Origin of the sequence: Campylobacter gastrosuis, from assembly GCF_030249845.1 — a bacterium.
In the GTDB taxonomy this organism is placed as follows: Bacteria; Campylobacterota; Campylobacteria; order Campylobacterales; family Campylobacteraceae; genus Campylobacter_A; species Campylobacter_A gastrosuis.
Genome location: NZ_JANURM010000009.1, coordinates 31,886 through 45,834, shown reverse-complemented (window position 1 = coordinate 45,834; position 13,949 = coordinate 31,886). Strand labels below are relative to the sequence as shown.

Annotated in this window: 16 protein-coding genes; 12 read left to right on the top strand and 4 right to left on the bottom strand. The window is 39.4% G+C overall.

What is annotated here, in order from left to right:
* Positions 1–112 precede the first annotated feature (112 nt).
* The 3 genes from nusA to NYG85_RS07630 are packed head-to-tail and all read left to right on the top strand — an operon-like array spanning position 113 to position 1,664.
* Entirely contained in the window at positions 113–1,210 is a 1,098-nt protein-coding gene (nusA, locus tag NYG85_RS07640; RefSeq protein WP_284937891.1) for a transcription termination factor NusA, read from the top strand.
* 2 nt (positions 1,211–1,212) lie between these two features.
* On the top strand, positions 1,213–1,548 hold the full coding sequence (locus NYG85_RS07635; RefSeq protein WP_284937890.1) for a hypothetical protein: 336 nt from the start codon (positions 1,213–1,215) through the stop codon (positions 1,546–1,548).
* Positions 1,539–1,664 carry a hypothetical protein gene (locus NYG85_RS07630; protein ID WP_284937889.1) on the top strand — a complete coding sequence of 42 codons (126 nt, stop codon included), beginning with the start codon at positions 1,539–1,541 and terminating at the stop codon, positions 1,662–1,664. Before NYG85_RS07635 ends, NYG85_RS07630 begins: the two co-directional genes overlap by 10 nt.
* Before the next feature lie 511 nt (positions 1,665–2,175).
* Here NYG85_RS07630 and ybaK read toward each other — a convergent pair.
* From ybaK to putP, 3 genes are read right to left on the bottom strand one after another with little or no spacing between them, the layout of a single operon-like run.
* Positions 2,176–2,652, bottom strand: a complete 477-nt coding sequence (gene ybaK / locus NYG85_RS07625; RefSeq protein ID WP_284937922.1) for a Cys-tRNA(Pro) deacylase — start codon at positions 2,650–2,652, stop codon at positions 2,176–2,178.
* The gene (locus tag NYG85_RS07620) at positions 2,642–3,904 is read right to left on the bottom strand and encodes a DUF2130 domain-containing protein (protein WP_432264852.1); all 1,263 of its coding nucleotides are present in this window, start codon (positions 3,902–3,904) and stop codon (positions 2,642–2,644) included. Before NYG85_RS07620 ends, ybaK begins: the two co-directional genes overlap by 11 nt.
* Positions 3,901–5,391: a sodium/proline symporter PutP gene (gene putP / locus NYG85_RS07615; RefSeq protein WP_284937887.1), complete on the bottom strand. Its 1,491-nt coding sequence runs from the start codon at positions 5,389–5,391 to the stop codon at positions 3,901–3,903. Before putP ends, NYG85_RS07620 begins: the two co-directional genes overlap by 4 nt.
* 174 nt (positions 5,392–5,565) lie before the next feature.
* Here putP and NYG85_RS07610 point away from each other — a divergent pair, with 174 nt between their 5' ends.
* From NYG85_RS07610 to thiE, 5 genes are read left to right on the top strand one after another with little or no spacing between them, the layout of a single operon-like run.
* Positions 5,566–6,234, top strand: a complete 669-nt coding sequence (locus NYG85_RS07610; RefSeq protein ID WP_432264853.1) for an amino acid ABC transporter permease — start codon at positions 5,566–5,568, stop codon at positions 6,232–6,234.
* The gene (locus NYG85_RS07605; RefSeq protein WP_284937885.1) at positions 6,227–6,955 is read left to right on the top strand and encodes an amino acid ABC transporter ATP-binding protein; all 729 of its coding nucleotides are present in this window, start codon (positions 6,227–6,229) and stop codon (positions 6,953–6,955) included. The genes NYG85_RS07610 and NYG85_RS07605 overlap by 8 nt, the downstream gene beginning before the upstream one ends.
* Positions 6,956–6,970: 15 nt before the next feature.
* Entirely contained in the window at positions 6,971–7,729 is a 759-nt protein-coding gene (locus NYG85_RS07600; protein ID WP_284937884.1) for a transporter substrate-binding domain-containing protein, read from the top strand.
* A gap of 23 nt (positions 7,730–7,752) precedes the next feature.
* Complete coding sequence (locus NYG85_RS07595) at positions 7,753–8,481, top strand: hydroxymethylpyrimidine/phosphomethylpyrimidine kinase (protein ID WP_284937883.1); 729 nt, start codon at positions 7,753–7,755, stop codon at positions 8,479–8,481.
* 1 nt (position 8,482) lies between these two features.
* Positions 8,483–9,085, top strand: a complete 603-nt coding sequence (gene thiE / locus NYG85_RS07590; protein ID WP_284937882.1) for a thiamine phosphate synthase — start codon at positions 8,483–8,485, stop codon at positions 9,083–9,085.
* A 125-nt stretch (positions 9,086–9,210) separates the two neighbouring features.
* Here the strand turns inward: thiE and NYG85_RS07585 are convergent, their stop codons facing one another.
* On the bottom strand, positions 9,211–9,459 hold the full coding sequence (locus NYG85_RS07585; RefSeq protein ID WP_284937881.1) for a SelT/SelW/SelH family (seleno)protein: 249 nt from the start codon (positions 9,457–9,459) through the stop codon (positions 9,211–9,213).
* Between the two features lie 109 nt (positions 9,460–9,568).
* Here NYG85_RS07585 and lgt point away from each other — a divergent pair, with 109 nt between their 5' ends.
* The 4 genes from lgt (at position 9,569) to NYG85_RS07565 (ending at position 13,947) form a co-directional block, all read left to right on the top strand.
* Positions 9,569–10,384 carry a prolipoprotein diacylglyceryl transferase gene (lgt, locus tag NYG85_RS07580; RefSeq protein WP_284937880.1) on the top strand — a complete coding sequence of 272 codons (816 nt, stop codon included), beginning with the start codon at positions 9,569–9,571 and terminating at the stop codon, positions 10,382–10,384.
* Between the two features lie 89 nt (positions 10,385–10,473).
* Positions 10,474–11,247 (top strand): fumarate reductase cytochrome b subunit, encoded by a 774-nt coding sequence (locus NYG85_RS07575; RefSeq protein WP_284937879.1) that lies wholly within the window; start codon positions 10,474–10,476, stop codon positions 11,245–11,247.
* The gene (locus NYG85_RS07570; RefSeq protein ID WP_284937878.1) at positions 11,247–13,235 is read left to right on the top strand and encodes a fumarate reductase flavoprotein subunit; all 1,989 of its coding nucleotides are present in this window, start codon (positions 11,247–11,249) and stop codon (positions 13,233–13,235) included. The genes NYG85_RS07575 and NYG85_RS07570 overlap by 1 nt, the downstream gene beginning before the upstream one ends.
* Complete coding sequence (locus NYG85_RS07565; RefSeq protein WP_284937877.1) at positions 13,228–13,947, top strand: fumarate reductase iron-sulfur subunit; 720 nt, start codon at positions 13,228–13,230, stop codon at positions 13,945–13,947. Before NYG85_RS07570 ends, NYG85_RS07565 begins: the two co-directional genes overlap by 8 nt.
* The last annotated feature ends 2 nt before the right edge of the window (positions 13,948–13,949 follow it).

The window sequence follows — 13,949 nt, the reverse complement described above, 5'->3', positions numbered from 1 at the left end:
TTTTGCGTAATTATAGGCTTAAAATTATAAAAGGTGCATTAAAGTTTTTATTATGTATAATCGCCAAACTTCAAAAGCTAAATTCCCAAAAATTATTAAAATCGGAGCAAAAATGGAGAGAATATCAGACATTATTGAATCAATAGCAAACGAAAAAGGGCTTGATATAAACGAAGTAAAAGAGCGTGTAAAACGAGCCATAATCAACACAGCAAAGCACGTTTATGGGCAAAATTACGAATACGACGTGGTTATTGACAGCAGTAAAAATGTAAAACTTTATCAGAAAATTTTAATCGTAGCAAACAACGATGAGCGTTTAAGCGAGGATAACGAGCATTTTATTAGCATAAAAGAGGCAAAAAAGATTGATAATCAAGTAGAACTTGGCGATGAGCTAACCTACGAGCTAAGTCTTGATAACCTTGGCAGAACGGCAGCCCAGACGCTTCATAAAGAGCTTGAATACCATATCCAAAGGCTAGTTGAGGAGCAAATTTTTCACAAATACACCGATATGCAGGGGCAAATCGTATTTGGCTCGGTGGTTAGAGTTGATGAGAATGAAAACACATTTATTGAGATTGATGAGCTAAGGGCGATTTTGCCACGTAAAAACCGCATAAAAGGCGAGAAATTTGTCGTTGGAGATGTCGTAAAGGCAGTAATTAGAAAGGTATTTGCTGATAAAAATTTAGGCATAAAAGTGGAGCTTTCACGCACCTCGCCAAAATTCCTTGAAGCGCTCTTAAAATCAGAGGTGCCAGAGATCAAAGACGGAGCGATAATCGTGCAAAATAGTGCTAGAATTCCGGGCGAGAGAGCAAAAGTTTCGCTAATTTCAACCACGCCAAACATTGACCCAATCGGCGCGACGGTTGGCACAAAAGGCGTGAGAATAAATGCTGTTAGCAAAGAGCTAAAAGATGAAAACATTGACGTTGTTGAGTATTCATCTGAGCCAGCCATTTTTATATCTCGTGCGATGAGCCCGGCTATAATTAGCTCGGTCGCCATTGACGGACAAAAGGCAATAGTAAGCCTAATGAGCGAGCAAAAGAGCAAGGCAATCGGTAAAAACGGCATAAATATCCGCCTAGCAAGTATGCTAACAGGCTATGAAATAGAGCTAAATGAGATAAATAAAGCTCAAAGCGAGAGCAAAAACGAGGGTCTGGCTGGGCTAAAAGCACTATTTGGAGAGCTTTAAAGGTGCAAAATGGCTTTGATGAGTTTAGTTTAGAAGTCGCTGATAGTATCATTAAAAACTGCTACTGGGGCAACACAAACTACACCGCTAAATATTTGTTAGAAAACATTGATAACAGGGATTTTGCTAGAAAAATTTTCTCAGCCATTTTAGAAAATTCTAAAAATTTAACCTACGATTTGTCTATTTTAAAAGATGAATATGTAGTCTTGTTTTTAAAAGAGTGGCAAAATAAAAGCTTTAATTTTAACCAAGAAAAGATGCGTTTAAGGGTTGATGCATTAATTAACGCCTACATTGATAGCACATACGAGCTAAGGGATAAAAAATGGAGCTAAAACAGCACTACAAAAGGCTTTATAAGGCACAAGATGAGATATTAAACCTACTTGCAAAAAGCTCGTGCTATCACAAAGCTATCTTTGATAGGTTTTTAATATCAAAATTTTACTAATTTTTATGGCTTTAAATATAAAAGGATACAAAAAATTATAAAAAAATTAATTGTTGCTTTAATAGCGTTTAGTGTTGCTTTTGCGAATGATTTTCAAAGAGATGATATTTTTAAAATTTGTTTTAATGAAAAAAATGAGCAAGAGTGTCAAAAAGTCCTAGAATTTTTAAAACAAAAAGATTTTAATGGTTGTATTGAGGATAATGCACAAGCGTGCTTTGAGCTAGGCGAAATTAAATTTATACACCCTGAATATCTGAATCAAAATTTTAATTTTAATCTTGAAGTTGATAAGAGTGGGCTTGATGATATTGAAAAAAGTTGTAATCTCAAATACGCACAAGCGTGTTTGTTGCTTGGATTTACATATTCAAAAATGGCTAAAATTTCAAACAACAAAGTTCAAAAAAAACAATTAACTAAAAAATCAAAAAACTTTTTTAAAAAATCTTGTGAGTTAGAAGGGGACGCACTATCTTGCGAGAAAAAATCCTCAGATAGCGACTAAAATTTAGCCCCTAATAATCTTAGCAAATCTCGCATTTATGGCTTTTACAAGGTCGTTTGGGGCTAGTTTTAGCTGTTTGCCACGAACACCAGCACTGACTAAAATGTAATCTAAATTTTGCGCATCATCATCAATGAATGTTTCAAACTGCTTTTTCATCGCAATCGGCGAACAACCGCCCCTAATGTAGCCAGTTAGCTTCTCTAAATCACGCAAATTTATAAGCTCAGCTCTCTTTGCCCCACAAGCACCAGCAAGCGCCTTTAAATCAAGCTCAGCATCGCCTCTAATCACGCCTACAACGTATTTTTGTGGCACACAAACGCAAACTATCGTCTTATAAACAAATCTTATATCAAGCCCAGCACTATGTGCTACGTGAGTGGCTGATAGGTCGCTCTCATCTACCTCATACTCAACCAAATCATAGGCGATTTTTAGCCTATCAAGCACCCTAGCGGCGTTTGTTTTATGAATCACTCTCATCTCCTGCTAAATTTTCAATAGATAAAATTTCAACGTCAGCGATTGCGTTACCAGCGATACCTTGCAGAGCTCCATACATATTTGTAGTGTTTGTTAAGACCTGTTCTATCTGCTTTTCACGCTTTTTCCAAATTCGCTCAAACGACCTTTTTTCGCTCTCTAAATCGCTTTTCATCTGCATAAAACTACCCACGATAAGCTCAATGCTTAGTCTAAATTCATTGCCGGTTAAATATGAGTAGAGCAGACTCATCTTATCTGATCTGTTTTCACTCATTATTTTTGCACTCATAAGTCGCACAAGGCTCTCACGAAGCACAAAGCAAAGCCCCTTAAACTCCTCAAACGAACAGACCCAAACCCCGTCCCTTAGCCCCACTCGCTCCATATCTTTTGGCATTGTTTGCGTTACTAAAATGCCAATATCAGCATTTTGGCTACGCATATCGTTTTTAAATTTTGCTATCCACTCCTCTTTAAAATCCTTTGTCCTTTTGCTCTCGTAATAAATTTTGCCACAATTTGTAAATTCTCTTGTATGCACGATTTGAACGCAGTCCGCACCACTTTGACCCTTTTTAATCTCAACCACCTCATCAAGTGGGAATTTTAGCCTTAGCCACTCCTCAATAGCCACCTCTTGCACCTCGCCTTGAAGCTGCTCGCTGCCCTGCTCCGCCTTTCGTTTTAGCTCGTCAATCTGGCGTTTCATCATTTCTAAGGCATCATCTTTTTGGCGAAATTTTAGCTCATTTTGTGCTTGAAGCTCTTTTGAAATTTTCTCCCTTTCAGCCAAAATTTTCTCATTTAGCTCAGCCTCTGCTTTTGCCCTTAAATTCGCTTCAAGCTCATCTTTTTCACGCCTAATTTTTTCAAGCTCAATGCCCTTTAAATTAAGCTCTGTTATCTCTTTACTCTTTTGGTTTAGCTCGTTTTTTAGAGCGTTTAAAATCTCTAAATTTTCAGCCTGAATTTTTTGTTTTAAAGTGCTTTCAAGCTCAATTTTTTCGTTTTTTAAACGCTCACTAACTGCCGTTTTAACGCTGTTTTCAAACTCAACTCTTTTATTTTCAAGCTCATCAAGGTGCTTTTTATACTCAGCCCTTTTTAGTGCCGCCTCTTTTTCAAATTCCGCCTTTGAGGCGTTAAATTTTGCCAAAAGCTCACGCTCAATTTCGCTTTTTAAACTATCTGAAATATCTAGAATTTCGCCACATTTTGGGCATTTTATCATCTGTGACATCAAAGTCTCTCTTTCATCTTTTCAAATTCATCTTTTATCGTTTTTTGGTGCGGTTCGTGTGTCATCTTGCCAATCGTATCGCCCCAAGTGCTAACGGCAAAAATAACGATACTTGAAGCAATAAAGCCCGGCAAAAGCTCATAAACATACTCATTTAAGCCAAAAATTATCCATAAAATCACGCTAACTCCGCCAGTAATCATACCAGCTAACGCCCCAAAAGCACTCATCTTTTTATAATAAAGGCTAAAAAGCAAAACTGGCCCAAAACTAGCACCAAACCCAGCCCAAGCGTTACCGACCACGCCTAAAACGGTGTCTTTTGAAGTAAAGGCAAAAAACGTCGCAACAACCGCTACAACAACGACAGCATAGCGACCAATGACAACTTGCGTTTTGTTTGAAATTTCACGTTTATAAAAGGCTAGAATAAAGTCCTTTGTGATTGAACTAGCACTGACTAAGAGCTGACTTGAAACGGTACTCATAATGGCTGAAAGCACGGCTGAGAGAATCACACCAACAAAAAACGGGTGAAATAGCGTCTCGCCAAGCTTTAAAAAGACAATTTCAGCGTCTTTTAGGGCTAAATTTTGTTGCGAAAAATACACAAACCCAATAAATCCGCTCATCATCGCCCCAACAAGCCCAAGCACCATCCAGCCAATGCCAATTCGCCTTGCTTGTTTTAGCTCAGCCGAGCTTCGTATCGCCATAAAACGAACGATAATGTGAGGCTGTCCAAAGTAGCCAAGCCCCCACGAAATAAGCCCCAAAACGCCCCAAAAGCTCTGATCTCTAAACACATTTAAATGCTCTTTGTCTAAATTTATAATCTCGCCAAACAGACTTTTGCCCTCGCCTAAATCTAAATTTAAATACGCAACAACTGGTATTGCTATTAAAACCACAAACATAAGCGAACCTTGAAAAACATCGGTAATCCAAACCGCCTTAAATCCGCCAAAAAACGTATAAAACACCACGATAAAAAGCGTAAAAATCGCACCGATATAAAATGGTAGGTTAAAAAAACTCTCAAATGTCTTGCCACCAGCTATAATCCCGCTTGAAACATAAAGCGTAAAAAAGACCAAAATGAAAATTCCAGAAACTATCCTTAAAACCTTTGTCCTGTCTTTAAAGCGGTTTTCTAAAAAATCTGGTATTGTTATGCTATCGCTTGCTACTTCGGTATAAACCCTTAGCCTTTTTGCTAAAAATAGGTAGTTACAATACGCCCCAATCGTAAGCCCAACAAGCATCCAAATGTTTGCCAAACCACTGGCATAAAAAGCACCCGGCACCCCAAGAAGCATCCAGCCACTCATATCAGACGCCCCAGCACTAAGCGCGGTCGCAAATGGGCCAAGTCGGCGATTATCAAGCAGATATTCGCTCATATTTGCACTTTTATTGTAAGAAAACCAGCCAATAACCAAAAGCACACCAAAATATATACAAATCGCAAGATACGAACTAAAATCCACTATTTAACCCTTTTTTATTAATTGAAATTTTGATGATATTATAATTTTGTTTAAAATTTTAGAAATTTAAGCAAAAAAATAAGAAATTTTTCGTATCATTTTAAGCTATTTACACTTTTTAAAGGAATTTGGTTGTTTAACGAAAAATTTTTTAAAATACTCTTTTTTGTCGTTATTGTAACGCTTGGCGTGTATTACACCTATCCGACCGAGCTAAACGACGCTCAAAGACTAGCCTACCTACACAGCTACGCCACCACGCTAGGACTTGCCTTTGGTGGTATTATTATAGGTATCGCACTTGGTTTTGTTTTGGCATTTTTAAAATTTTTAAACATTAGAGTTTTAAATTTTATAATTGATGAATACATTGATATCTTGCGTGGCACACCGATAATCTTGCAACTTCTTATCTTTTCAGTTGTGATTTTTGCTACGTGGAGTGATAACTTTTATGTAGCACTCATCGCACTTGGGCTAAATAGCTCAGCCTATGTCGCTGAAATCGTGCGTGGCGGTATAAATAGCGTGGATAAAGGTCAAATGGAAGCAGCACGCGCAATGGGGCTAAACTACTACATTTCAATGCGTGAAATCGTATTTCCACAAGCGACAAAAAATATCCTACCAGCACTTGCTAATGAGTTTATCTCGCTTTTTAAAGAAACATCTGTCGTTGGCTACATTAGCGTTATGGATATCACGATGAGAAGCAAGAGTTTTCAAGCGATTCTTTACAATCCAAAACCGATTATTTTTACTGGCATTGTCTATTATGTAAGCATAAAATTTTTCTCCATTTTGGCTAGAAAACTAGAAGAGAGATTAAATAAAAATGATTGAGATTAAAAATTTAAACAAAAGCTACGGCGATTTACGCGTTTTAAAAGATATTAATGTCAGCATAAAACAGGGCGAAGTCATCGCTATCATTGGCCCAAGTGGTGGTGGTAAAAGCACGTTTTTACGCTGTATAAACCGCCTTGAAGAGCCAACTAGCGGACACATTTTAATTGATGGCAAAGATATCTTAGATAAAAACGCAAACATAAACAAAATTCGCCAAAAGGTATGTATGGTCTTTCAGCACTTTAACCTTTTTGCAAACAAAAGCGTTATTGAAAATTTAACCCTAGCACCGATAAAAACGGGCATTGCCACAAAAGATGAGGCGTTAAGCAAGGCGTTTGAGCTACTTAAAAGCGTCGGATTAAGCGATAAAGCAAACAGCTATCCACACAAACTCTCAGGCGGTCAAAAGCAAAGAATAGCCATTGCTAGGGCGTTAGCAATGAGTCCAGATGTGATACTTTTTGATGAGCCGACCTCGGCACTTGATCCTGAGATGATAGGCGAGGTGCTTGATATTATGAAAGATGTCGCAAGCAAGGGGCTAACAATGCTTGTAGTCACCCACGAAATGGGCTTTGCACGAAATGTCGCAAATAGAATTTTCTTTATGGATAATGGCGTAATCGCCGTTGATGACACGCCAAAAAATATCTTTGAAAATCCAACTCACGCACGTTTAAAAGAGTTTTTAAGCAAGGTTTTAAATCACTAATTTTAAGGAGAAAAGATGAAAAAATTTCTAGCATTTTTTGCTTTTGTGTTGTTTTTTGTAGGTTGCGGTAGCGAAAATTCGCAAACCAAAACAGAAACAAAGGCTGAACAAAAGCAAGTTATTAGACTTGGGCTAAGTGCCGATTATCCGCCGTTTGAGTTTATGGATAAGAGCAACAACATAACTGGCTTTGACGTTGAGCTATTTAATGCCATTAGCAAAAAAATAGGCATTGATGTAACGCTTCATAACATCAGCTTTGACGGACTTATCCCAGCACTTAAAGCTGGTAAAATTGATGCGATTATGAGCTCAATGAGTGCGACAGCCGAGCGAAGAGCCTCAGTTGATTTTACCGACCCTTATTATGCGACTGAAAATTTATTTATACGCAAAAAAGGCACCGATATAAACGAAACTAAGCTATCTGGCAAGGCAATTGGCGTTCAGCTAGGCACGGTGCAAGAAGCGACCGCAAATAAAATAGAAGGCGCAAAAGCAGTGCCCTCAGATAGCCCACTAACGGCGATTTTAGCACTAAAAGCAAACAAGGTTGATTTAGTCATCGTTGATAGCTCACTTGGCTATGGATACCTAAAACAAAACGATGATTTAGAGCCATTTTACATTGAGCCAGACGGCAGCGAGGGCTTTTCAATCGCCTTTGATAAGGGCAAAAACACCGAGCTAATCGCTAAGATAAACGTGGCATTAAAAGAGTTAAAAAGCGACGGGACATTTGAGAATTTACTAAAAAAATACGACCTAAAATAGAAATTTTCTATTAAAGGCAAAATATGAAAAACATTCTCATCATTGCAGGTAGCGATAGCGTTGGCGGAGCTGGGATACAGGCTGATATTAAGACTTGCGTAGCACACAAATGCTACGCTGCTACGGCGATTAGTGCGATTACGGCGCAAAATACAAACGGCGTGATTGATGTTTTAGCAGTTAGTGAAAATATGCTAAAAAATCAACTAAAAATGATAACCGATGAGCTTGAAATTCACGCCATAAAAATCGGTATGCTCTTTAACGAGAGCCTAATTTCGTGCGTGAGCGATTTTTTAGAAAATTTCAAAGACACGCCGATTGTCATTGACCCAGTTTGCGTGGCAAAAAGCGGCGCTAAACTTATGCAAGAAGAGGCACTTTTTGGCTTAAAAGAGCTTTTAAAATACGCCACAATCGCCACGCCAAACACCGCCGAAGCTGAAATTTTAGGGCTTGATTTTGACACACCAGTTTGCGATATTTTGCTTAAAAGAACAAAGGTTGATGAGATTTGCGAAGACACGCTTTATACAAAAAGTGGCAAAATTTTAAAATTCTCACAGCCACTTTTAAAGCCAGAGATTATGCACGGAGCTGGGTGCAGTTTTAGCACCGCTATCGCTTGTAATCTAGCACTTAACCCCGATAAATCAATGGCGATTAATAACGCAAGAAAATTTATCACAAACGCCATAAAACACGCAATCACGACAAAATTTGGCACTAGATTACTAAATCACGGAGTCTAAAATGAGCGAAATTTACGCACTAAGCGATGATATTTTAAGCCCTGATGAGCTTATTTTAGAACACGCTAGGCAAATTTTAGAAAGTGGTGTGAAATTTTATCAATACCGAAGCAAAAAGACAGAAAAAAACGAGCAAATCGCAAGTGAGCTTTTAAAAATTTGCAACGCTTTTAACGCAAAATTTATCGTAAATGATGATATTTATCTAGCACATAAAATCGGAGCAAAGTGCGTTCATATCGGTGAAGATGACGCTAGTTTAAAAGAAGCAAGAGCCCTGCTTGGAGATGATGCTTTTATTGGCGTTAGCTGTTATGACAGCCTTGATTTAGCACTAAACGCCCAGCAAAATGGGGCAGATTATGTCGCCTTTGGTGCTGTTTTTTCTAGCCTTACAAAGCCAAACACGACAAAAACAAGCCTAGAAACGCTAAAAAAAGCAAAGCAAACCCTAAAAATCCCAATCTGTGCAATCGGTGGCATAAACGCCCAAAATATCAGCGAAATTTCGGCTTTAAATGTTGATTATATCGCCATTGTTAGAGCGATTTACGAGCCATTTAGTATCAAAGAAAATATAAAAAATCTTAAAAACGCTATGTAGCCAAAAATTATAACAGCTAAATACCAAGCGAAATGAAGCAGATTATGTCGCCTTTGGTGCTGTTTTTTCTAGCCTTACAAAGAAACAGCTTTAAACGCTATGTAGCCCCAAAATTTGGGGCTATTTTAGGCTTTATGAGCTTTAATAAGCTCGGTTATCTCGCCACTTTTTGGAAAGCGTGGCTCATTTGTGCCGATGAGATCGTTTTTTGAAAAGATCACATCCTTATCAACTTGAACGATGAAATCGCCACCACTGCCTACGACTTTTGCAACACTCACGCTATCGCCAAAATTCGCTAAAATTTCATCCTCCACACGGGAGGCTACTGGACGATAGTTTCAAGAGTTGCAGTAAATGATATTTACTTGCATCTTCTGTCCTTTCATAAAATGTGCCTAATTTTACAATTTTTTTATAAATTTTGCATTAGTTTTTAAGTCTTTTCATTGTAAAATAAACAAATTTTTAAAAAGATAAACAATGGATAAATGGAACGAAATTTACTTACACTTTGACCCAGTGGCTTTTTCGCTCTTTGGCTTTAAAATTCACTGGTATGGCATAATGTATATCCTTGCCCTTTTTACGGCACTTTTTGCGGCAAAATACTTCGTAAAAAAAGATAAAATAAATATACTAGACTCCACGCTTGAAAGCTACTTTTTTTGGGTTGAAATAGGCGTGATTTTGGGTGCAAGGCTGGGCTGGGTTATTGTTTATTCTGGCGAAGCGTGGTTTTATTTAACAAATCCGTTGCAAATTTTTAACCCATTTCACAACGGCGAATTTGTAGGAATTCGCGGTATGAGCTATCACGGAGCGGTGGTTGGATTTTTAATCGCTACGATTTGGTTTTGCAAAAAATATAGGCAAAATTTATGGCTTTTGCTTGATTTGTGTGCAGTTTCTATACCAATTGGCTACTTTTTTGGACGAATTGGCAACTTCTTAAACCAAGAGCTTTTTGGCAGAGCCACCGATGTAGCTTGGGCGATAAAGGTCGGCGGAGTGCTAAGACACCCATCACAAATTTACGAAGCCGTGCTTGAAGGCTTAACTATTTTTATTATTTTATTTTTTTATAGAAAATTTAAGAAATTTGATGGCGAACTCATAGCAATCTATGCAATTTTATACGCCATAGCTAGATTTATATGCGAGTATTTTAGGGAGCCAGACTACAATTTAGGCTTTGTATTTTTAAATTTATCAATGGGTCATATTTTATCATTAGCAATGCTTTTAGCTGGAATTTTTACCTATTTAAAGCTAAAAAAGAAGTTTAAATTTGAATAAAGTAATTTTTATGTATAATTCTAATTTAGTCAAAACACTTAATTTTTTTTATTAAGTTTTTGTTAAGATATTTCTTACGAGGAGAGCTTATGAGTGAGCTTATTGAGGGTTTTTTAGGTAAGTCGGTTGAGGGCAAAAAGAGTCGTTTGCCAGCCAAACTAGACTATTTACAGAGTGCCACAGGGCTATTTTTGGGGCTTTTTATGTGGTGTCATATGATATTTGTTTCTACTATTTTAGTTAGCGACAAATTCTTTAACCAAGTGGTTGATTTCTTAGAAGGCAGTATGTTTTTTGAGCCAAAACCTATCGTTACGTCAGTCATCGTTACGCTAGTTTTTGCGATATTTTTCATACACGCCCTACTTGGTATGAGAAAGCTACCTATAAATTTTAGACAATGGCAGGCGTATAAAACGCATATGGGGCTTATAAAACACGGCGATACGACTATGTGGTATATCCAAGCCACCACCGGTTTTATTATGTTCTTTTTTGGCTCAGCTCACCTTATAATGATGATTTTTAAGGCTGATGAAATTTCTGCGCTCCACGTAGCTTACAGGGTCGTTAGCCAAAATATGTGGATTTTTTACATTATCCTGCTTCTTGCCGTTGAGCTTCACGGCGGTATCGGTCTATACAGACTTTGCGTAAAGTGGGGCTGGTTTGAGGGAGAAAACGCAAAAGAGAGCAGAAAAAAATTAGCGAAAGTCAAATGGGCTTTAACGGCATTTTGGTTAGCACTTGGACTTATAACCCTACTTGCTTACGCAAAATTAGGTCTAGCAAACGACGGCAAACCAGTGCCTCCAAAGACACACGCAAGCTTGATAATTAAAAGTGATAAGGTAGGTATGTAATGAATATTGTATATTGTGATGCGTTAGTTATCGGCGGCGGTCTAGCTGGTCTTAGAGCCGCAATAGCAGCGGGAGAAAAGGGACTAAGCACCATCGTTTTAAGCCTAATCCCAGTAAAAAGAAGCCACTCAGCAGCCGCACAAGGCGGTATGCAAGCAAGCCTTGGCAACTCAAAAATGAGCGAGGGCGACAATGAAGACGTGCATTTTGCCGACACCGTAAAGGGTAGCGACTGGGGTTGCGATCAAAACGTCGCTAGAATGTTTTGCCAAACGGCACCAAAAGCAATTCGTGAATTAGCCGCTTGGGGCGTGCCTTGGACCAGGATTACAAAGGGTGAGCGAAGTGCGATTATCAACGCTCAAAAGACGACTATCGTTGAAAAAGAAGAGGTTCACGGACTTATCCACTCACGCGACTTTGGCGGCACAAAAAAATGGAGAACCTGTTACACAGCCGACGCCACCGGTCATACGATGCTTTTTGCCGTTGCAAACGAAGCGTTAAAGCACAACGTTGAAATTCACGACAGAAAAGAAGCCATAGCTTTAATCCACGAAAATAACCGCTGTTATGGCGCTATCGTTCGCGATTTGGTTACTGGCGAGGTTAAAGCCTACGTTTCAAAAGGCACATTAATCGCAACCGGCGGTTACGGCAAGGTTTATAAACACACTACAAACGCTGTCGTTTGCGAAGGTATCGGCGCTGCCATAGCTCTTGAAACTGGCGTAGCGCAACTTGGCAATATGGAGGCGGTGCAATTTCACCCAACCCCAATCGTGCCAAGCGGAATTTTGCTAACCGAGGGTTGTCGTGGGGACGGCGGAATTTTACGAGATGTAGATGGCTACCGCTTTATGCCTGATTATGAGCCGGAGAAAAAAGAGCTAGCTAGCCGCGATGTCGTAAGCCGTAGAATAATGGAGCATATTAGAAACGGCAAAGGCGTAAAAAGCCCTTATGGCGACCACGTTTGGCTTGATATTTCAATTTTAGGTCGTGAGCATATTGAGAAAAATTTACGCGACGTGCAAGAAATTTGCCAAATTTTTAACGGCATTGACCCAGCAGATGAGGGTCCAAAGGGTTGGGCGCCGATCTTACCAATGCAACACTACTCAATGGGTGGCATAAAAACTAAACCAACTGGCGAAAGCCCGACGTTAACAGGACTTTTCTCGGCTGGTGAGGCGGCGTGCTGGGATATGCACGGCTTTAATCGCCTTGGCGGTAACTCAGTTTCTGAAACGGTCGTCGCTGGTATGATTGTGGGCGATTATTTCGCGCAGTATTGCCAAAATAATGAGATAACTATTAACACCGCAAACATTGAAAATTTTGTCAAAAAAGAGCAAGACTACCTACAAAGCCTACTTGATAAAGAGGGCAAAAACAACGTATTTGAGATCAAAAACGCAATGAAAGAGGTAATGTGGGAGCACGTCGCTATTTTTAGAAACGGCGAGGGCTTGCAAAAGGCTGTAAATGAGCTTGAAGAGCTTTATAAAAAATCTCTTGACGTCAAAGTCGGCAATAAAAATTTATTTGGCAACCCAGAGCTTGAAGAGGCTTACAGAGTGCCAAAAATGCTAAAACTAGCGCTTTGTATCGCTTATGGCGCATTGCTTAGAACAGAAAGCAGGGGCGCTCACTACCGAGAGGACTACGTAAAAAGAGATGACCTAAACTGGCTAAAACGCACGCTTGCAAGCTGGAAAGAGGGCGAAACTATGCCTACGATCACCTACGAACCGCTTGATATAATGAAAATGGAGATCCCGCCGGCATTTAGGGGCTATGGCGTAAAAGGCAACATAATTGAGCACCCAGATTCAGCCGTGCGTCAAGCGCAAGTTGATGAGATTAGAGCTAAAATGGAGGCTGAGGGCAAGGGCAGATATGAGATCCAAAACGCGCTAATGCCTTACGAGCTTCAAGCAAAATACAAAGCACCAAACGAAAGAGCAGGTATAGGATATGAGTAGAAAGATAACAATTAGAGCATTTAAATATAATCCGTTAAGCAAAATTTCAAAACCGCATTTTGCGACTTACGAGCTTGAAGAAACGCCCGGTATGACGCTATTTATCGCGCTTAACGTAATTAGAGAGAAGTTTGATCCAGATCTTAGCTTTGACTTTGTTTGTAGAGCTGGAATTTGCGGTAGTTGCGGTATGCTTGTAAATGGCAAACCAACCCTAGCGTGCAGGACGCTTACGAAGGATTTTGAGAGCGGCGTAATTGAGCTTATGCCTTTGCCGGTGTTTAAGCTTTTAAAAGATTTAAGCGTAGATACTGGTAACTGGATGAATGCGATGAGCAAACGCGTAGAGAGCTGGATACACACCGACCACGAACCAGAAATCGCTAAGCTTGAAGAAAAAGTAGAGCCAGAAGTAGCCCAAGAGGTATTTGAGCTTGATAGATGCATTGAGTGCGGTATCTGCGTGGCTGCGTGCGGCACGGCGATAATGCGTAAGGACTTCATCGGCGCCGTTGGCTTAAACAGGGTCGCTAGATTTAAGATTGACGCGCTTGATAAGAGAACGGACGAGGACTTTTACGAGCTTATCGGCGATGATGACGGCGTGTTTGGTTGTATGAGTTTGCTTGCTTGCGAAGACAACTGCCCAAAACACCTACCGCTTCAAAGTCGCATAGCCTATATGCGTAGAAAAATGGTAGCGTTAAAATAACG

Bases quoted from the DNA above. Each gene is read 5' to 3' on its own strand.
- nusA (WP_284937891.1), top strand. From the start codon at position 113: ATGGAGAGAATATCAGACATTATTGAATCAATAGCAAACGAAAAAGGG.
- NYG85_RS07630 (WP_284937889.1), top strand. From the start codon at position 1,539: ATGGAGCTAAAACAGCACTACAAAAGGCTTTATAAGGCACAAGATGAG.
- NYG85_RS07605 (WP_284937885.1), top strand. From the start codon at position 6,227: ATGATTGAGATTAAAAATTTAAACAAAAGCTACGGCGATTTACGCGTT.
- NYG85_RS07600 (WP_284937884.1), top strand. From the start codon at position 6,971: ATGAAAAAATTTCTAGCATTTTTTGCTTTTGTGTTGTTTTTTGTAGGT.
- NYG85_RS07595 (WP_284937883.1), top strand. From the start codon at position 7,753: ATGAAAAACATTCTCATCATTGCAGGTAGCGATAGCGTTGGCGGAGCT.
- thiE (WP_284937882.1), top strand. From the start codon at position 8,483: ATGAGCGAAATTTACGCACTAAGCGATGATATTTTAAGCCCTGATGAG.
- lgt (WP_284937880.1), top strand. From the start codon at position 9,569: ATGGATAAATGGAACGAAATTTACTTACACTTTGACCCAGTGGCTTTT.
- NYG85_RS07575 (WP_284937879.1), top strand. From the start codon at position 10,474: ATGAGTGAGCTTATTGAGGGTTTTTTAGGTAAGTCGGTTGAGGGCAAA.
- NYG85_RS07570 (WP_284937878.1), top strand. From the start codon at position 11,247: ATGAATATTGTATATTGTGATGCGTTAGTTATCGGCGGCGGTCTAGCT.
- NYG85_RS07565 (WP_284937877.1), top strand. From the start codon at position 13,228: ATGAGTAGAAAGATAACAATTAGAGCATTTAAATATAATCCGTTAAGC.